Raw genomic sequence first — 18057 nt, forward strand, 5'->3', positions numbered from 1 at the left:
GTTATTGAGTATGCTATCAGGASRAMAAAAAAGTCCCGCGAGATTTTATTGGTGACTGGGTAAGTATTGCGATGTCGGCGTGTTATCGCTATGTATTGGATCAAGTCACGCCTTCTGATAGTGTCGATAATGCAGATGTCAGAGAAATCGATATTGAAAATTTACAAAACCATCAACACTTGGTTGAGCGGGCAGCAATACGTGGTTCATTAGATAACTTACAAACTTATCCGTGGATTAAACAGCGGTTAGACGACAAAACCTTACAGTTACATGGTTGGTGGTTTGACTTAGAAACCGGCGATTTATGGGCAACTAACGAAGATAATTCGACTTTTTTACCGGTACTTGATTAAGCGCTTATGCGTAAACCCGAACATATTGTTTACGGCACTGATGAAAAGCCGCCGCTACAAATTTTAGCGCTATTAGCATTACAGCAAATGTCGTTTTTAGGCGTTTATCTGGTTATTTCGCCGTTATTGGCTAGGCAACTAGGCTTAAACGCTGAGCAATCCATGCAATTAATCTCAGCGACGCTAGTCGCATCGGGGCTGGGCGTCGTATTGCAGACGCTACGTTATTATCAAATTGGCTCAGGTTATTTTTGTCCGTTACAAGCGACATCATCAACCTTTTGCCGGACTCGCATTGGCAAAAGCCCAGGGTGGCGTTGGTGCTGTGTTTGGTATGGTTGGAATCGTCGGTGTTGCGCAAATCGGTTTTGCTTTGTTATTTCAACGCTTGCGTAGCGTGTTTACGGTACAAGTAGCCGGTTTAGCAGTATTGTTAATCGGTTTAGGCCTAGGTTCTTTCGGTATTAAGTTAGTTTTGGAAATCGATTCAACATTAATAACGACCACTGAACATGCTTTGCTCTGTGTATTAACGCTAGGTACGATGATAGTGTTTAATGTCTGGTCATCGGGTTATTTACGCTTATTTTCTGCTTTTTTAGGCTTATTAGCCGGTTTTCTAGCCAGTTATTATTTGGGGGCGATTCCTGCAGAAGCCTGGGAGCTATTACATGATGCCCCTTTATTCTATTTACCTAAACCTATGCAGCTTGGTTGGTCTATTAACCTGCAATCGATATTACCGGCGATTGCCACCGGGTTATTTTTAGCACTACATGGCTTTGGTGCGTTAGTCGCAGCGCAACGATTTAATGATGCCGATTGGAAACGGCCTGATTTGAATTTGATTAAACAAGGTTTGTTTGCCGAAGGCTTAACCAATATTTTTAATGCGTTTTTAAATGGTTTGCCATTAACGTCTAGCGGTGGTGCAGTTAGTTTAGCGGCATCGACTGGTTGTACCAGTCGGTATCTAGCTTATGCATTAGCGGCGTTAATGGTCTTAATGGCGTTTATGCCTAAGGCGATTGTGTTTTGGCAGTTGTTGCCTTTACCAGTGATGGGTTCGGCGTTGATTTTTTTAGCAGCGTTTACGTCGTTATCAGGCTTACAAGTTATTGCATCTAGGTTGTTAGATAACCGTAAGATTTTAGCATTAGGCATAGGTTTAATCTTAGGTGTTAGCTATGAGCGTCTGCAAGCATCACAGTATCTGCAAGCATCACAGTATCTGCAAGCATCAGAAACCTTACAGCATTTGTTATTTTCTGGCGTCAGCTTAGGTGTGTTTGTCGCGGTTGTGTTATCGGCAGTGTTTCAAATTCGCAATCATACTCGCAGGCGTAAAAGCTTTGACGCTCAGCATAGCTCTATCGATGATGTGATTCGGTTTTTAGAGCTGCAAGGTAAAAGTTGGGGCGCGCGTTATGAAGTCGTGCATAGAGCCGAATATGCAACCTGGCAAGCATTTGAAATTTTAACCGAGCACGGTTTGTGCGATGTAACAACTGCTAATAACGATAAAATTGAACTCGAAACAATCTTTAACGAGTATACTTTTACCGTTATCCTTTATTACAAAGGCAAGGCGTTACCGATTTCAACGCACGCGCCTAGTCACGAAGCCATGCTGACCGATGATGGTGCAGTGACACAAATGGCCGGTTATATGTTGCATAGGCTGGCCGATCAAGTGCGCAGTCGTCATGACGGTGAGCGTTGCGAATTACGATTATTATTCAACGATTAAGAGACTATTATGCTTACAATTTCATCGGCGCGGCAGAATAACAGTTTAGTTATTTCGCTATCTGGACGTATAGACGCCGCCAGTGCTAAGGATTTAGAACAACAATGTTTGGCTTGGATTAGTGAAGGCCACACCCATTTAGTATTTGATTTTAGCGACGTGAGTTATATCAGTAGTGCTGCGCTGAGGGTGTTTTTATTAGCAGCAAAGCGAGTTGAACCTGCGCAAGGCTCGGTGCGGTTATGCGCGATGAACGCAACCTTACGCGATGTGTTTGATATTAGCGGTTTTAGTAAGTTATTTATGATTACCGCGACGGTCGCTGAGGCTTTATAGTCATTGCTATGAAGAAGACTCGCGCTTTGTTTTCGGCCTTGTTAGTCACGGTGCCGGTCTCTGTTACTGCCAGTACTGATGATACTGAGCTAGAAAATGAATTAAAGTTTTTAGCGGCAGAACGTCAAGTCGTCGTGACCGCCTCTAAGCTAGAAGAGCGCATTGATAAATCGGTGGCGACGACTTCGGTCGTGACGCAAGATGAAATTCGTCATATTGGCGCTAGAAATCTATTAGATGTGTTGCGTTTGATTCCGGGTTTAGGTATTACTCAAACCATGTTAGGCGTACGTGAAGTCGAAGTGCGCGGCGTGAAAACGTTATTTTCTGATAAGGTGTTGTTTATGTTAAACGGCCACCCGTTAGACCATAACTTAAACAATGCCGGTAGCACTTGGGTTTATGACGACTTGCCGGTCACGACGATTAAGCGTGTCGAAGTCGTGCGCGGCACAGGTTCGGCGCTGTATGGCGCGAATGCATTTTTAGCCGTTATTAACGTGATTACCGAAGACGCTAGCGATGTTAACGGCGTACACGCGACAGCGGGCGGCGGTAGTTTTGCTACTCAGCAATATCGCGCGTCTTGGGGACAAAAATTTGCCAATGGTGCAGAAGCGGTACTGCATTATAACTATGCCGATACTGATGGGATTCGCTCACCCGTGCCAGAAGATGTGTTAAGCCTACAAGGTCAGAACTCGTTAGCGCCAGGGGTTAGCGATTTAAGCGAAGGGCGTAATGATTTGGAATGGCGCTTGGGCTATCAGGATTTTAAGCTGGAAGGGCGTTATATAAAAAAACAAACCGGCGCGTTTATCGGGACTTCGTATGCGTTAAGCAATCAAACTGAGCAGAATTACGAGGATTATTTTCTGCAATTAAGTCGTCAATGGCGGTTGTTAGAGCAGTTAACGCTAGACACGCGCATTTATCACGACAGTTTTTCATTCGATAATTTATCGCAAGTGCAGCCTAACTATTTTAACCGCAATGCGTTAGTCGATAAGCGCACCGGCGGCGAGTTGCAAGCTAATTATCAATTGTCAGATAAGCAGACGATTATCAGCGGTTTTTCTTATACGACAGAAGAACAATTTGGCATTGTCGACCAAGCGGGTAGTTTTCCGAATCAATTAACAGACGTAGCAAGACCTTATGGTAAAGACCGCACTCGTCAACATTGGGGGTTGTATGCGCAAGACGTTTTATGACCCTTGGCCAGAATTAAGAGTCACGCTTGGTGCACGTTATGACGAATACAATGATTTTGGTGGCACGTTTAACCCGCGTTTAGGGTTTAACTGGGAGTTTATTAAAAATTATTCCGTGAAGTTTTCTTATGGTACGGCGTTTAGAGCACCTGCTTTTGGTGAGTTGGATTTAACCCATCCCTTTGTTTCGGGTAATCCTAATTTAAAACCAGAGCAAGTCGAAACCTTTGAAGCCGGGCTTATCGCTAAACCGTTCGCCGGATTAACCACGCAAGCTATTTATTATCATAGCTATATCTCTGATTTGATAACCTTAGTGCCGGGTACCATTACGCCGTTACATTATGACAATAGCGGTAGTGTCGTGTCTGAAGGGGTAGAGTTAGAAGGCCGTTATGATTTTAGCGGACGTCTACAAGGTAGTTTTATCTCGGCGAATGTTGCTATACAACAACCGTATCAAAACCATTTAGCCGTGTTTGATGTGCCTAGTGAGCGTGCTAATGTTCAAGTCAATTGGGCGGTTACCCCACATTGGAGCGTGTTTGGACATTTATTAGTTAAAAGTGAAACAACACGCGCACCGGGCGATAGTCGGGCGAATGTGCCTAGTTATGCCTTAGTGGATTTAAGCCTATTAAGCCATAATGCGTTTTATAAAGGTTTAGCGTTAAGTTTTAGTATTTACAATTTATTCGATCAAAAATACTTCGACCCTGCGCCCACCAGTATTCCAGGCGATTATCAACAAGCGTCGCGGGCGTTTTTTGGACAAGTGAGTTTTCGCTATTAGTCGGATTTTATTATGTTTGCAATCATCAACAAAGGCTTAACAGGCATAGCAGCGCTTAGGGTTAGCGCAGTTCCGCCCTTGTTAAAACCCTCTATCAAGCGCCGTTGCTGGCTACAAGCGTTAGGTTTAAGTTTGTTAATGCATACGTCAATCGCGGGCACCGTCAAAACGGTTTATTTTTATAATCCTGAAACCAGTGTCGATAATTTTGCCGCGTTAAAAACCGAATTTGATAGCTATTTATCGGGGCAAGGCGATTATAGTTTTCAACCGTTTAGCGAGCGGAAAACATTTGAGCAAATGTTAACCGGGCAAAATCAAGGCGTTTATTTGCTGTCTAGCTGGCATTATGCGCAGTTAAATGCAAAAACACCGTTATCGGCAATGCTTGTGGGCGTCGTGAAAGGCGAATTATTGCAGCGTAAAATTTTATTAGGCAAAGACATTGCTTCATTAGACCAGTTGGCTGGAGCAACAATTGCCGGTGCCGGTAGTGATGATTATTTGCGCACGCAATTGCAACAAATGTTAGCCACGCGTTATGCCGCATTAGCACCGAAAATTAAAATCTTAACCGTGCCTAAAGATATAGATGCTTTAATGTCAGTCGGATTTGGCATGGCGACGGCGGCGATTGCGTCGGAAAGTAGTTTTAACAAATTAGCGTTAATGAATCCTAAGCAGCAAGCGCAACTAAAGATTTTAGCCAGTGGCGAGAAAAGTTTTACCCTGATTGCTGCCGTGGCCAAGCCGCAACAACAAGAAGAAAAGCCGTTACTAAGCGTTATTGAGGCTATGGCTCAACAACCTAATGGTGAGAAAAAATTGAAAATGCTAGGACTCGATGGTTGGAAGCGCGTTGATGCCATAGACCCAGCTTTAGCTAAGCAACTAAGGTGATAGGCGGCGCACTATGACTAATCTAATATCATTGATGCAGCGTAGAGTAGGGTACGGACACTGTATTTTACGCATTACCGTGTGTTTATGCGCGCTAATACAGTGCTCAGCTCTTTTCGCGGCCAATCCAGCTAAAATTCTTATCGTCAACTCTGACCAAACTGTTTTGAAATATCAAGACGTAGAAAACGCATTCAAAAATCAGATGGGCGCATTTACTGCTCAGATGACCGTGTATGATTTGCCCGCTGATGATAATTTCGAGCCGTTAAACCAACTGATTAAAAACGAAAGTCCCGATTTAATTTATAGCATTGGCGCAAAAGCTACCAAGCTTCTGTGCAGTTTAGCGCTAATAAGCCGGTCTTGTTCTCTTCAGTGATTAATTGGCAACGCTTTCCACGCAGTCCTAATAATTATGGCGTAGCCAACGAATTATCGTTATCTCAAGAATTGTCGTTATTGCATTATTTATTACCGGCGGTGCGTAAAATTGGTGTGATTTATAACCCCAGTATTAATCAAGAGCGTATTAATCAAGCTCGCGCACAAATGGCGGAATTAGGTTTAACAATAGCCGAGCAAACGCTAACCGAGCCTCTGCAATTAGATGAGCTGTTACAGCAATTATTGCCAACTGTCGATGCGTTATGGCTGATTGCCGACCCTACTGTGTTAAGCGATAAAGACAGTGTAGAAAAAAGTGTTTACGGCAACTAAAGCACATAACAAACCGGTTTACACTTACAGTGATGCGTATACTAAGTACGGTGCCAGTTTAGTGGTTTCAGCCGATACAGCGACGATGGGTAGGCAAGCGGCAAACTTAGCTCAAGCGGTGTTATTGCATGAGCCGATTAAAGAACCTGTGCAAACCCCAGCAGGCTCACATATTACGTTAAATGTCTGTGAATTAGGCAAGCTTAATGTGTCGTATAACAGCGATGCGTTAGATGCGGTGAATCAATTATTGGAATGCCATTAGGCTCATGTTTAAACGCAAGCGAGGTATAAGCCCCGGCAACTCTTTTAACGCTGCTGAACAAGCGGCATTAGCACAGCAGCAAATGCCGAGTCCGTCTAATCAGCAACGACTTAAACTCAGGGCTAGTATTCGTTGGAAGTTATTAACCACTATGCTAGGTCTGATTATAGGTCTGGTAGTGACGTTGACAGCGCTGGAATTGGTGCTAACAAAAAAAATCGTTAGAAAGTGAGCAAGCTAAGCGCATAGAGTTAATCAAGCAAAGCCTTATCGAGCGTAGCTCAGCGTTATCAAATTTATTGCTGACTCAAGTCGAAAACGATGTCGCGGGATTTAATTTTTCCCATATCACTGAAAATCTGCACAATACGATTCAAGAATCGCCATTACTCGATTACGGAATTTTAATGAATGCCGAGGGTGTTGCGATTATCAACACTAGCCACCCTGAGCTACAACAAGAACGTTTACAAGACGCATCCAGCCAATATGCATTGGCGCAGCATCAGTTAACGCATAAAGAATATCCTGAGCTTAACGTCACGGAGTTTATTCTGCCCATTAATTTTGCGGACAAACCGTGGGGCGTGTTGCGTTTAGGTTTTACTATGCAAGAGTTAAAGCGTGAAATCGAACGATCTAAAGCTGATATTGAAGTAACCACTAGAGATTTGATTTTTTCTATGGCTGTGACTGCGCTGATGTTTGTATTGATTGGCTCAGGTCTAGTCTTAGTGATTGCTACGACGCTATCGCGGCCTATCACGCGTTTAACCGATGCAGTAAGAGAATTAGCACGCGGTAATTTTCAAACCGCAGTTGAGTTATTGGATGATAAGCCGCAAGGTAAAAAACAAGGTTTTCGTGCAGAAGGTGAAATTGCGCTTTTAGCACAATCATTTCTTGAAATGGCCGAAGAAATTCAACACTCTCACGCTAAACTGGCTGAATACAATCGAACCTTAGAAGAAAAAGTAAAAGCCCGTACGCTTGAATTAGAGCAAGCTAATGAGAAGTTGAAAGAATTAGACCAAATGAAAACTAATTTTTTATCAACGGTTTCACATGAGTTACGCACGCCGTTAACTTCAGTCATGGGATTTGCCAGAATTTTACAAAAGAAATTTGAAACCACATTATTTCCACCGCTTTCGCAATTAGAAGACAAAAAAATTCAAAAAGCGATGCGGCAAGTGATGGATAACGCGCAAATTATCGTAGACGAAGGGCAACGTTTAACAACGCTGATAAACGACGTGCTGGATTTAGCCAAAATGGAAGCGGGGCGTACTGATTGGGCTATGCGCGAGCTGGCTATTGCCGATATTATCGATAGAGCCACAGCAGCAACTACTGCGTTATTTGAGCATAAACCCGTTGTGTTGCGTAAAGAGTTGCCAGAGTCATTACCGTTATTTATCGGCGATAGAGATAGATTAATTCAAGTGGTTATTAATTTAATCTCGAATGCGGTTAAGTTTACCGAGCAAGGCAGCGTCACCTGTAAAGCCGAGCATATCGGTGACGAGTTAGTTATCAGCATTATCGATACGGGTTGTGGTATTAAACCGGAAGATCAAGCGTTAGTGTTTGAAAAATTCAAGCAAGTCGGTGACACCTTAACGGATAAACCTAAAGGTACCGGCTTAGGCTTACCGATATGCAAAGAAATTATAGAGCATCATGGCGGGCGGTTATGGCTTGAAAGTACGCTAGGTGTTGGCAGTATTTTTTATTTTTCATTAGCCTTGCCCACGACGTGCGCGACAGAATTTTTAGTGACGTCTAAAGATGGCGACGAAGCCAGTTTTGTCTGGCATAGCGATTGGGCGAGTTTAGATGCGGGGTTAATCGCTAAACTTGCCGGTAGGCAAAAGCCTGATGACGGTGTGGCTGATATTTTAGTCGTGGATGATGACCCTAATATCCGGCAGTTTTTACGGCAAGAACTCAGCGCGGAAAATTTTACGATACGCGAGGCGGGTAGCGGTGAAGAAGGTTTGACTAAAATCAAACAAGCAATGCCTGATTTAATTATTCTCGACGTCAAAATGCCGCATTTAAATGGCTTTGCTGTTAGCGCCAGACTGCATTCCGACCCATCTACTTTAGCGATACCGATTATTTTGCATACCATTGCGGAAGATAAACTGCTAGCAGAGCAATTAGGTATTGAATGTTATTTAACCAAGCCAGTTAAAGAGCACGAATTATTAGAAGCTGTGTATAGCGTGTTGAATAAGATTCATCGCAAAAAAATCTTAGTTTTTGACAGCGTAGAAGAGCGCAGTCAGCATTGGTTAACACAGCTTGTTGCGTTAGGTTATGACGTAAAATGGGCTAGTAACACTGAGCAAGCGATTCTGACTGCGATAGGCTTTGTTCCCGATTTAGTGCTTGCAGAGCAAAAACTAGCTGAAGAATGTGAACTGGTTAAACAATTGCGTTTAGCGCATGGCTTAGATAAGACATTTTTTACATTATTAAGCTAAACTATGAACCAAGATATAAAGCTCAAAAAATTATGCCAAAAAGGCCCTAGCGCAAAACTTATCAATGCGTTTTGTGCTATACATGGCGATTTAGCGGTTATAGATGCTGAAGGCTTGTGTTTATTAGGCGAGCTTCACGATTATCAGCGCGTGCCGATTTTATTTGAATCTGATCACGTTTTGGGTTGGGTCAGTGGTCGTCAGGTTGACTATGCCAAGGTTTTAGCGGGATTAATCGCTTATTGCGCGCAAAAAGAGGTCGAAGCAAAAGCGTTAGCACAAGAAACCTTGGCGAAGTATAAAGAGCTGACTTTATTGTATGAGCTTGGTGAAAAAATCGCCGCGTGTTTAGACAGTGATGATTTAGCTAAATTGGCTTTAGAAGAAGCGCGTCGTTTATTACCTGCGGCTTATGAATTAAGTTTAGCAGTGTTGTTGCATCATGAAGATAAACAGCATTTTCAGGTCGTAGCTAGTTTAGGCGAAATTTACCAAACAGGTCAGTTTATTACTGAAATAGACGGTATTAGCCAACAAGTCTTAACAACAGGTAATGCTGAAATTGTCAATTCAGTGCATCATGATCCGCGCTTTCAAGCTAATGCGGGCAACCTAGCCGGTATTGCATCGATGTTATGTGTACCGCTATGCAATCGCGATAAACGCCTTGGCTTATTAATGATTGTGAGTCCTGTTGTGATTCATTTTAGTGCGGGCGAAGCTAAGATTATTAACTTATTAGCGACTCAGATTGCAGTCGCGTTAGGCCGGGTACAGCTCATTCATGAACGCGTGGCGCAAGAACGTTTGCAAGAATCGTTAAAGTTATCGCGCAGCATTCAAATGGGTATGTTATCTACCGTATTTCCGCGTTTTAGCGAAGGCTATAACATAGACGTGTTTGCGTTTATGGAGCCTGCACGCGAAGTCAGTGGTGATTTTTACGATTTTTTTCAATTAGACGCAGATACCTTATTACTGGTGATTGGCGATGTTTCAGATAAAGGTGTGCCAGCCGCGTTATTTATGGTGATGGTTAAAACCTTGATACGCGCAATGGCTAAACATTATCAACAGCCAGAACAAATTTTAGCCGCTTTAAACCCAGAACTCTGTCGTGATAATGATGCGGCGATGTTTGTAACGTTATTCGTTGCGACATTGGATATGAAGACAGGTCTGTTATGTTACAGCTTTGCTGGCCATAATCCGCCTATGCATATACTCGCAAATAGTGACGTCGTGATGTTGACAGGGGATTCAGGTATGGCGTTAGGTATTTTTGACTTTGCTCAGTTTAAACAGCAAAGCCTAGTGCTTAAACCGGGGGATAGCGTATTACTGTACACCGACGGCATTAGCGAAGCGATGAACACTGAGCAACAGGCGTATGGTGAGCATCGTTTACAAGCCTTGTTAACGCGCTTGAATCAAGGTAATGCTGAACAAATGGTGCGTGGAGTACTCGATGATGTCAGCGCCTTTACGCTAGGTGCCGAACAATCGGATGATATTACATTATTAGCATTAAAATGGGCCGGGCAGGGTTAAACCTATGCAAGATACGAGCAACAGGTTTAATTATCAACTGGTTAATTCATTAGAGCAGCTACCTGAGCTTGCGGATGCCATAGCTGATTTTGGTATACGACAAGGCTGGACTGACGCCTTAATTATGCAAATCAATTTGTCATTGGAAGAGTTAATCGTCAATACCATAGAGTATGGTTATGCCAGCGGCAGTAGTGGATTGATTGAGGTTGTTATTACCGCAAACGCAGAGCAGCTTGTGCTTGATATTACCGATGATGCCGCACGCTTTAATCCATTTTTACTGGCAGAACCCGATTTAAGTTTGTCTGTTGCAGAGCGGCCTGTTGGTGGATTAGGGGTTTATTTGGTTAAGCATTATATGGATTTATATGAGCACCATGAGACTAATACCGGTAATCATATTCGTTTAATAAAATTTTTAACATAAGTGTCATGATAGACCGGTAGTTTATCGGGGGGTATAAATCATCAACTCCGAACTTGGTCGTTTTACATTATGTTGTCAAGTATTTTTTATCATTTCTAGTTAAGCAAGAGCGTTAGAATAGCGCATTTTTATCCACCGACATCTGTCCGTCGGCTGGTATCACTCGACCGATGAGGTTGGGTGTGGATTGAAACATGTCAATAATTTTCAATAACAATGAGGTTCATTATGTTAGCAGCAGTTGAAGAACGTCGCCCTATTCCAGAATTAGAAGCCATGTCGTTGCAAGCCGCCAACGCCTTTAGGCCATTTATGGGGGAAGACGGTTTTGATTTAGAGCAATATAAACAATTTCTAAACACCATGTTTCATTACACCGGGCGTAGCGGCGAAATGATTCAACATGCAGGCAACTTAGCTCATGATGACGTGTTAAAAACGTTTTTTACCCGCATGGTGAGCGAGGAAAAAGGTCATTATATTTTGGCGCAAGAAGATTTAAGAGCCTTAGGTGGGGACGTATCTGAAACTATCCCGCAGTCAGTGCTAGATTTTCACCACAACTGGTTTAATTTAGGCGACACGATTTATGCCTATTTAGGCGCGATTTATGTCTTTGAAAATATCGCTAAACACCTACAGCAAGAAGGTGTTGATATGTTTGCACGGTTAAATTTAAACAAAAAACAACGCCGTTGGGTGGCTGTGCATTTAGAAGCAGACCTAATGCATGGCGAAGAAATTATCGCTTTGTGTGCGCAATATTACGACCAAGACCAAGCGGCTTGCTTAAAAGGTGGTGAAGTGATGTGCCGTAGCTGGATTAATGTCTTTACGCAGTTTGGTCATGCCTGACATTTAACTTCATAATGCATTGGGAGGCTACATTGAATTCAGTAATCGACGCGTTCAATCTCTATTTTGAAATGATAAGCGCTGATACCGATGTGTTAAAACAAGAAGTGTACAAATTGCGTTATCAGGTTTATTGCCTGGAAACCGGTTTTGAAGACGCTAAACAGTATCCGTTAGGTCTGGAGTTTGATGAATACGACCCATATGCTAAACATTACCTGATTCGCCATCGCCGAACCGGTGAATATGCGGCAACGACACGCATGATTTTAGCTAATCCCAGTCGTTTAAATGCTGAATTTCCGTTAGAACGCTATTTTCAAATTGACGATTATTCAGTATTAGGCAAGCTCAACCGTAACCATTTAGGTGAAGCATCACGCTTATGTGTTTCAAAAACCTTTAAGCAACGCAAAAGCGAACTAACGCTACAAGGCATAGAAGATACCTCATTGGATTATTTTTTACCTGATGAACGGCGCGTGTTTCCACACATAAGCTTTGCGTTAATTGCTTGTTTAATAAAAGCTTGCGACGAAAATCATATCACACACTTTTTTGGCACGTTAGAGCCAGCATGGTTTCGTTTTTTATCAGCGGCGGGTATTCATTTCACCAAAATAGGGCCGTTAATCGATTATCACGGTATGCGCTGGCCTGGCTTGATAAAAAGTTTCAGACTTGCTAGACGGCGTTGCTGACAAAAAGCCAGAAATTTGGCAGTTGTTAACCGACAAAGGGCGTTATTGTCAAGCTACAGAAATTGTTTGTACTTAAAGTTTTTGTCTTGAGAACGCGTATATAGTTCAAACGGTCTTTATAGGGTGCGCTGTGCGCACCTTGATAACTGACGGGTTTGGCGGAGTATGGGTGATTTGCATATGACAACGGTGAGTCAGTTATGGCCAAAATGGTTGCACAGAAAAAATATTTAAATCCTTACACCGATTTTGGTTTTAAAAAATTGTTCGGTGAAGAAGGCAGTAAAGATTTATTAATTGACTTTCTCAATCAACTGTTACCCGATTATCATCAAATTGCGGAACTGAGTTTTAAAAAACCTGAAAAATTGCCTAGTACGCCCAAACAACGTAAAGCGGTTTATGACATTTATTGCCAAACCAAAGACGGGCAACGCTTTATTGTTGAAATGCAAAAAGCAAAAATGAACTTTTTTAAAGACAGAGCGTTGTTTTACTCAACTTTTCCAATAAAAGACCAGGCAAAAAAAGGCGCATGGTCTTTTGAATTAGTGCCGGTTTATTTTATTGCGATTTTGAATTTCCATTATGACGAGGCGGAAGAACTTAGAAAATTCCGTCGCGATGTGTGTTTAAAAGACCAAGATGGCGAGGTGTTTTTTGATAAGCGACATTTTAAATTCTTGCAAATGCCGTTATTCACCAAAACAGAAAATGAATTAGCAACGCATTTTGACAAATGGGTTTATTTTTTAAAGCATTTAGAAGATTTTGACCATATACCCGCTATTTTTAAATGAGCCTATTTTTCAGAAAGGGTTTGCAATAGCCGAATTAGCGCATTTAACCCCACGTCAATATGAGGCCTATTTAAAAAGTGTCTTGGAGTATAGCGAGCTGGATAATGTAACAGATACGGCTTTTAAGGAGGGTGAAATAGAAAAAGCCAAACAGATTGCTAGAAATTCGCTGGCAATTGGTTTGCCAATTGACACAATTGCACAGATAACAGGTTTAACTTTAACTGCCCTTGAAATTGAAAACTTAAAAGGCGCGGTGGCAAAATAAATACAGCGCACCATACAGCTATCTTATTGAAAATAAAAAGCTAATTATTGGTTGGGCAGTGGTATACAGCACGGGAACGAGAGAAAGGGTACGTTAGTACCCTTACGTGATAAAACGTTAGTGTTACTGTTAAATCTTTAGGATTAAGGTCGGTAGGCCGTCAATCACAGTTCATGGCGACTTTTATTTGCTGGACAGCGATGTGTAAATGCACTCAAATGTAGATGAAGTACTTAAACTGGTTTTCGAACTAGATGTGTAATAGTATAGAGCTGAGTTGATATAAGGTGCGAGCGCTGGGCTGCCGTCAGTTGATTTAAAATTAATTCGAAATGTTAAGCGACCTGGATTTTGACCGGGAAAAAGAGTAGAGGTTGATAATGTGTTGGCAGAAAAGGGTACCATTATTTCATTAAAACCCGATGGGAAGCCGGCAGGCGATAATTCCTGCATTAAGCTGCCATCAGATTTATACACTGTTATTTTGGTGATGGATATGGATTTTTTGGGATCGAAATTTCTAAATATAGTGCTTGAGACGGAATCTTCGTTATGATTCCCGTAACAACCTATCTCCCCAGACACCGCCTTTATAGCCTTATCGATAGCAAACACTTCAAACGCAGCAGACAAAGACGCCGCGCAAACAGTAGCCAGTAGTAGCTTTTTTAGCATACAATCTCCTAAACGTAGTGAATGATTAAATTCAGTGTGTAAGCGCGTAAGTGTTGACATTAACGTGCGAACGCCGATGATTTTAGTGATTCAATTCACAAAAAAACACCAAGTTAAACTAGGTATTTCCACAGTATGAGTGTTGCTCATGAAAATTAACGAGAAAATTCGCTTTATGCGCCAGCTAAAAGAGTTTTCACAAGAGGATATGGCAGAACGTTTAGGCTTGTCACTTAATGGCTATGCCAATATTGAGCGTGGCGAAACCGATGTGCAAATTTCCAGGCTAGAGCAAATCGCTGATATTCTTAAGGTGGACTTACTAGAGTTGCTGAGTTTTGGTGAGAAGACCGTCGCCTGTTTGGTAGGTAACAATAATTACCAGTTTAGCAATGTAGGGCAAAATAATAGTGACGCTAAAGAAGCCCAATTTGAAATCGAAAAATTACAACTCATCATCGAACAACAGCGCATGGAAATTGCTTATTTAAAGGAAATCCTTGCGTTAAAAAGTCAAAACGTCACGCAGGATTAAGTTAAGTATCTCGTGAGTGACAAGTTCTCTGTGTTTTTGAGCACAACAACTTATAAGGCATTGAAATAACCAATATTACTTTATGTTTTCCATAGGCTTATGATAACTTGCGACTGGCGATTAATTAAGGTTGCTCAATAATCTTACCCTATGAGACCCCTTCAGAAGGGGTATCTTCCATTTATGTTGTACGAGGTTCGATCAATAAGGTGTGCCATGCAAGTTACATTAGAAATCCCTGACCAATATCTCCAAGGCAAGAATCAAAGCCAAACAGCTAAACAAATCAAGCTCTATGCCGCATTACTGATGTTTCAATCCGGTCAGTTGTCACGCGGCGCCGCCTGTGAATTTGCAGAGGTGGATATTTACGATTTTTTCTTGGCATGTAAGCAGCATCAGATCAGTGTAATGACTACCCCCGTTGAATCCATAGAAGCTGATGTTTTGCGTTTTCAACAACGGAACATACATTGATTGTTATTGCCGATAGCTCTGCTTTAGTCGCTTTATCTATCTGTGACAGCCTCTCTTTGCTCGATATATTATTTGGCGAAGTCAAAGTACCACAAGCTGTTTACGATGAGGTTTGCATTGTCAATAAAGCGGAGTCCCAAGCATTACAAACCTACTTGGCTGGAAAAGTTTGTAATGTTACGACAAGAATTGCTATCGAAAAATCGAATGGGCTGGGTAAAGGTGAACTAGCGGCAATGAGTCTTTACAAACAACTATCTGCTGACTTATTACTCATTGATGATGCTAGAGCTAAAAAAAGTAGCCTATCTGAACAATCTTGAAGTAATGGGCAGTTTGGGTGTTTTACTTCTTGCTAAACAAAAAGGCTTGGTTGTCTCGATTAAACCGTTATTAACCAGACTCCGTTGTTCTGAAGTTTTCATTAGCGATAAGCTGTTAGATCAATTATTGGCAATGGTTAATGAGTAAACGTATTTGTAGTGTTAGATAAAACTGTCGAAAACACGTTGATGATCGCGCATATACGACGCGAGATTTATGCGACTTACTTTTTTTTCGACAGAGATCTGCATCTCCCGCTTCTTTTTTTTGTCGTGACTATAGCTGACTGATGACTATAGCTGCTAGCATTTTTATCAGTTAGAATTGAATGGCAAGCTGATTTATTCATGATTCTGGCAATGCAGCTGAAAGAGACCTAGAGCACCATCATTCTCTAATCCGGAAAAAACTCCTCAATCCACGATTTTTCTTCCTCTTCTTGCGCCGGTTTAGGTTCATTACCACAGTTAGAATAGCTGTGTGGTTCTGAGCCTTGGATATACGGGTAGGTCTTGGCGCTGGTGCAGTTCTTATTGGCTAATAAGCCAGAATAACGGTCTACCGATACCGAGATAATATTATCAGGTGGCGATAAAATTACCGGTTGGTTAGAGATTTGCTGCATTAGCGAGACCCAGACCGGCAATGCGCCCGCTGCGCCAGTTAAGCCTATGGGTTTATTATCATCACGGCCTACCCAAACCACGGCTAAGTAATCGCCAGTAAAGCCTGCAAACCAGCTATCTTTAGCATCGTTAGTGGTGCCAGTCTTACCGACTAGACCATAATCTTTAGGAAAAACATCGTAAGCCGCTTTACCTGTGCCTTCATGCATAACTTCTTGCAAAATCGTATTGACAATATACGTGGCCGCTGGGTCTACCGCTTGCTTGACGTTTATGGGGTAGCTTTGTAAGTGCTCGCCATTGGCTGCAACAACGGCTTGTATGGCTTTAATCGGCGTAGTAAAACCATCGGCCGCTAAAGTTTGGTAGATTTGCGCAACATCCATAGGCGTTAATGCAGTTGCGCCTAGTAATAAAGACGGGTACATATCGACTTCTTTATTCACGCCCATGTTTTTTAGCGTTTTAGCAGTTTTAACAATTCCGACATCCATGCCGATTTTAACTGTTGCAAGGTTATAGGATTTTGCTAACGCGGTATGTAACGGAACCCGGCCATGCTCTTTGTGATCGTAGTTTTTCGGTGTCCATTCGCTACCATTTTGTGCGCGAATCGTCACGGCCGTGTCATTAATAGGCGTAGTAATTGTGTACTTGTCCGGGTTTTCTAGCGCGGTTAAGTACACAACGGGTTTCATCAGTGAGCCTATCGGTCTAACGGCATCTAAGGCTCGGTTAAATCCACTCGCTGAATTTTCTCGGCCTGAAGCTAAGGCAACGATTTCGCCACTGTCACGTCGAGTAACCACGACGGCGGTTTGTAAATGATTTGCCTTAGGTAGTTTTTCTAGTTGTGCGAGCTTCTTAGCGACGGTTTTTTCTAGGGTTTCTTGCAGTTGGGTATCTAAGGTAGTGAATATTTTTAAGCCGTCTGAGGTTAAATCGTCTTCACGGTATTCTTCTTTTAACCTACGTTTGACTAATTCTAAAAATCCTGGATAACGATTACCGATTTGACGCGAGCGTGGGATGACGTTAAGTGATTTGGCTTTTGCTTCTTCGGCAACTTTAGCGTCTAAATAGCCTTCTTTAACCATTTCATCGAGTACTAAATCACGGCGTTGTTTGGCGCGTTCAGGATAGCGTCGTGGGTCGTAATCTGAAGGGCCACGTACTAGCGCTATTAACGATGCTACTTGCTCTAGCGGCAAGTCTTTTAGTGAATTACCAAAATAAAACTCGCTGGCTAAACCAAAGCCATGTACAGCACTCGCGCCATTTTGACCTAGATAAATTTCATTTAAATACGCTTCTAAGATTTCGTTTTTGCTATAGCGGAATTCTAAGATTAAGGCCATCAGCGCTTCTTTAAGCTTACGCTTTAAGCTACGCTCAGAGCTTAAATAAAAAATTTTTCGCTAATTGTTGCGTTATTGTGCTACCACCTTGCACCATGCCGCCCGCTTTGACATTCGACCAGATAGCCCGCACGATGCCGCGCATGGATAAACCAAAATGCTGATAAAACTCACGGTCTTCGGATGCTAATAAGCCTTTTATCAAAGCATCGGGCGCATCATTGAGTTTTATTAACACACGGTCTTCTTTTATTTTGGGGTAAAAGCTGCCAATTTGTACTGGATCCATGCGCACCAACGGAATGTCTTCGGCTTTTTTGACATCAGTAATGGCAATAATGCCGGCATCGCCAAACATTACGCGCATTAATAGCCCTTGCTGCTGGCTATCCCAAAACGTGAAGTCACGGGTTCTGACTAAAAACTGGTTACCGGTATGGAAATAAGAGCCATCAAATGCCAGTTTAGCGTCTTTGCGATAATGCAGTTGTTGTAATAAGCCTTCAAATTTAGCGGCGCTAATCGTGTGTCCTGCGTATAGCTCGACCGGGTTGGCATAGACATGAGCGGGTATCGCCCAACGCTTGCCTTCAAATTGCGTGCGAATACCATGATCTAAATACAGGATATA

The 18057-nt window shown here is 42.3% G+C and carries 25 protein-coding genes; 22 read left to right on the plus strand and 3 right to left on the minus strand.

The features are described from left to right. The first annotated feature begins 71 nt into the window (after window positions 1-71). The 18 genes from VZ94_RS14020 to VZ94_RS29230 all read left to right on the plus strand — a co-directional run bounded on the left by VZ94_RS14020 (window position 72) and on the right by VZ94_RS29230 (window position 13431). The gene (locus VZ94_RS14020) at window positions 72-356 is read left to right on the plus strand and encodes a carbonic anhydrase (protein ID WP_052700549.1); all 285 of its coding nucleotides are present in this window, start codon (window positions 72-74) and stop codon (window positions 354-356) included. Window positions 357-362: 6 nt separating this feature from the next. Next, window positions 363-752 (plus strand): solute carrier family 23 protein, encoded by a 390-nt coding sequence (locus tag VZ94_RS30835; RefSeq protein WP_275575251.1) that lies wholly within the window; start codon window positions 363-365, stop codon window positions 750-752. Then, on the plus strand, window positions 652-2106 hold the full coding sequence (locus VZ94_RS14025) for a solute carrier family 23 protein (RefSeq protein ID WP_275575253.1): 1455 nt from the start codon (window positions 652-654) through the stop codon (window positions 2104-2106). Before VZ94_RS30835 ends, VZ94_RS14025 begins: the two co-directional genes overlap by 101 nt. Window positions 2107-2115: 9 nt before the next feature. Then, window positions 2116-2442, plus strand: coding sequence for an STAS domain-containing protein (locus VZ94_RS14030; protein ID WP_045779706.1), 327 nt, complete (start codon window positions 2116-2118; stop codon window positions 2440-2442). A gap of 8 nt (window positions 2443-2450) precedes the next feature. Next, the gene (locus VZ94_RS29215; protein WP_239649948.1) at window positions 2451-3656 is read left to right on the plus strand and encodes a TonB-dependent receptor plug domain-containing protein; all 1206 of its coding nucleotides are present in this window, start codon (window positions 2451-2453) and stop codon (window positions 3654-3656) included. Further along, window positions 3637-4449 carry a TonB-dependent receptor domain-containing protein gene (locus tag VZ94_RS29220; protein ID WP_052700551.1) on the plus strand — a complete coding sequence of 271 codons (813 nt, stop codon included), beginning with the start codon at window positions 3637-3639 and terminating at the stop codon, window positions 4447-4449. The genes VZ94_RS29215 and VZ94_RS29220 overlap by 20 nt, the downstream gene beginning before the upstream one ends. A 12-nt stretch (window positions 4450-4461) precedes the next feature. Then, window positions 4462-5349 (plus strand): PhnD/SsuA/transferrin family substrate-binding protein, encoded by an 888-nt coding sequence (locus VZ94_RS14040; protein WP_239649949.1) that lies wholly within the window; start codon window positions 4462-4464, stop codon window positions 5347-5349. Between the two features lie 13 nt (window positions 5350-5362). Then, window positions 5363-5731: a hypothetical protein gene (locus VZ94_RS14045; protein WP_045779707.1), complete on the plus strand. Its 369-nt coding sequence runs from the start codon at window positions 5363-5365 to the stop codon at window positions 5729-5731. Next, on the plus strand, window positions 5689-6069 hold the full coding sequence (locus tag VZ94_RS30840; RefSeq protein WP_082081677.1) for an ABC transporter substrate binding protein: 381 nt from the start codon (window positions 5689-5691) through the stop codon (window positions 6067-6069). Before VZ94_RS14045 ends, VZ94_RS30840 begins: the two co-directional genes overlap by 43 nt. Further along, on the plus strand, window positions 6053-6334 hold the full coding sequence (locus tag VZ94_RS30845; RefSeq protein ID WP_045779709.1) for an ABC transporter substrate binding protein: 282 nt from the start codon (window positions 6053-6055) through the stop codon (window positions 6332-6334). Before VZ94_RS30840 ends, VZ94_RS30845 begins: the two co-directional genes overlap by 17 nt. 4 nt (window positions 6335-6338) lie before the next feature. Next, on the plus strand, window positions 6339-6566 hold the full coding sequence (locus VZ94_RS14060; RefSeq protein ID WP_045779710.1) for a hypothetical protein: 228 nt from the start codon (window positions 6339-6341) through the stop codon (window positions 6564-6566). Window positions 6567-6633: 67 nt separating this feature from the next. Further along, a complete protein-coding gene (locus VZ94_RS14065; protein ID WP_052700552.1) occupies window positions 6634-8826 on the plus strand; it encodes an ATP-binding protein in 2193 nt (730 codons plus the stop codon). Window positions 8827-8829: 3 nt separating this feature from the next. Continuing rightward, complete coding sequence (locus VZ94_RS23160; protein ID WP_052700553.1) at window positions 8830-10377, plus strand: PP2C family protein-serine/threonine phosphatase; 1548 nt, start codon at window positions 8830-8832, stop codon at window positions 10375-10377. A 4-nt stretch (window positions 10378-10381) separates the two neighbouring features. Then, complete coding sequence (locus VZ94_RS14075) at window positions 10382-10807, plus strand: ATP-binding protein (protein ID WP_052700554.1); 426 nt, start codon at window positions 10382-10384, stop codon at window positions 10805-10807. Between the two features lie 228 nt (window positions 10808-11035). Next, window positions 11036-11662, plus strand: coding sequence for an iron-containing redox enzyme family protein (locus VZ94_RS14080; RefSeq protein ID WP_045779711.1), 627 nt, complete (start codon window positions 11036-11038; stop codon window positions 11660-11662). A 32-nt stretch (window positions 11663-11694) separates the two neighbouring features. Then, window positions 11695-12363 (plus strand): PEP-CTERM/exosortase system-associated acyltransferase, encoded by a 669-nt coding sequence (locus VZ94_RS14085; RefSeq protein ID WP_045779712.1) that lies wholly within the window; start codon window positions 11695-11697, stop codon window positions 12361-12363. A 200-nt stretch (window positions 12364-12563) separates the two neighbouring features. After that, window positions 12564-13163 carry an Rpn family recombination-promoting nuclease/putative transposase gene (locus VZ94_RS14090; protein ID WP_239649950.1) on the plus strand — a complete coding sequence of 200 codons (600 nt, stop codon included), beginning with the start codon at window positions 12564-12566 and terminating at the stop codon, window positions 13161-13163. After that, a complete protein-coding gene (locus VZ94_RS29230) occupies window positions 13135-13431 on the plus strand; it encodes a hypothetical protein (RefSeq protein ID WP_239649951.1) in 297 nt (98 codons plus the stop codon). The genes VZ94_RS14090 and VZ94_RS29230 overlap by 29 nt, the downstream gene beginning before the upstream one ends. 183 nt (window positions 13432-13614) lie before the next feature. On the opposite strand, the gene VZ94_RS14095 is transcribed toward VZ94_RS29230, so the two are convergent. Then, on the minus strand, window positions 13615-14106 hold the full coding sequence (locus VZ94_RS14095; protein WP_045779713.1) for a hypothetical protein: 492 nt from the start codon (window positions 14104-14106) through the stop codon (window positions 13615-13617). Window positions 14107-14254: 148 nt separating this feature from the next. Between VZ94_RS14095 and VZ94_RS14100 the strand changes: the two genes are divergently transcribed. The 4 genes from VZ94_RS14100 (at window position 14255) to VZ94_RS32815 (ending at window position 15589) form a co-directional block, all read left to right on the plus strand. Then, entirely contained in the window at window positions 14255-14641 is a 387-nt protein-coding gene (locus VZ94_RS14100) for a helix-turn-helix domain-containing protein (RefSeq protein WP_045779714.1), read from the plus strand. Between the two features lie 216 nt (window positions 14642-14857). After that, entirely contained in the window at window positions 14858-15118 is a 261-nt protein-coding gene (locus VZ94_RS14105) for a UPF0175 family protein (RefSeq protein WP_109867692.1), read from the plus strand. Further along, the gene (locus VZ94_RS14110) at window positions 15115-15441 is read left to right on the plus strand and encodes a PIN domain-containing protein (RefSeq protein WP_082081684.1); all 327 of its coding nucleotides are present in this window, start codon (window positions 15115-15117) and stop codon (window positions 15439-15441) included. Before VZ94_RS14105 ends, VZ94_RS14110 begins: the two co-directional genes overlap by 4 nt. Window positions 15442-15445: 4 nt before the next feature. After that, window positions 15446-15589 (plus strand): DUF3368 domain-containing protein, encoded by a 144-nt coding sequence (locus VZ94_RS32815; protein ID WP_157844938.1) that lies wholly within the window; start codon window positions 15446-15448, stop codon window positions 15587-15589. A gap of 247 nt (window positions 15590-15836) precedes the next feature. Here VZ94_RS32815 and VZ94_RS14115 read toward each other — a convergent pair whose 3' ends face one another. Then, the gene (locus VZ94_RS14115; RefSeq protein WP_338040416.1) at window positions 15837-17426 is read right to left on the minus strand and encodes a transglycosylase domain-containing protein; all 1590 of its coding nucleotides are present in this window, start codon (window positions 17424-17426) and stop codon (window positions 15837-15839) included. A gap of 34 nt (window positions 17427-17460) precedes the next feature. Continuing rightward, window positions 17461-18057 (minus strand): transglycosylase domain-containing protein (locus VZ94_RS32210; RefSeq protein ID WP_338040417.1); only part of this gene is annotated, 597 nt, incomplete at its 5' end.

The organism is Methylocucumis oryzae (assembly GCF_000963695.1).
Lineage (GTDB): Bacteria > Pseudomonadota > Gammaproteobacteria > Methylococcales > Methylomonadaceae > Methylovulum > Methylovulum oryzae.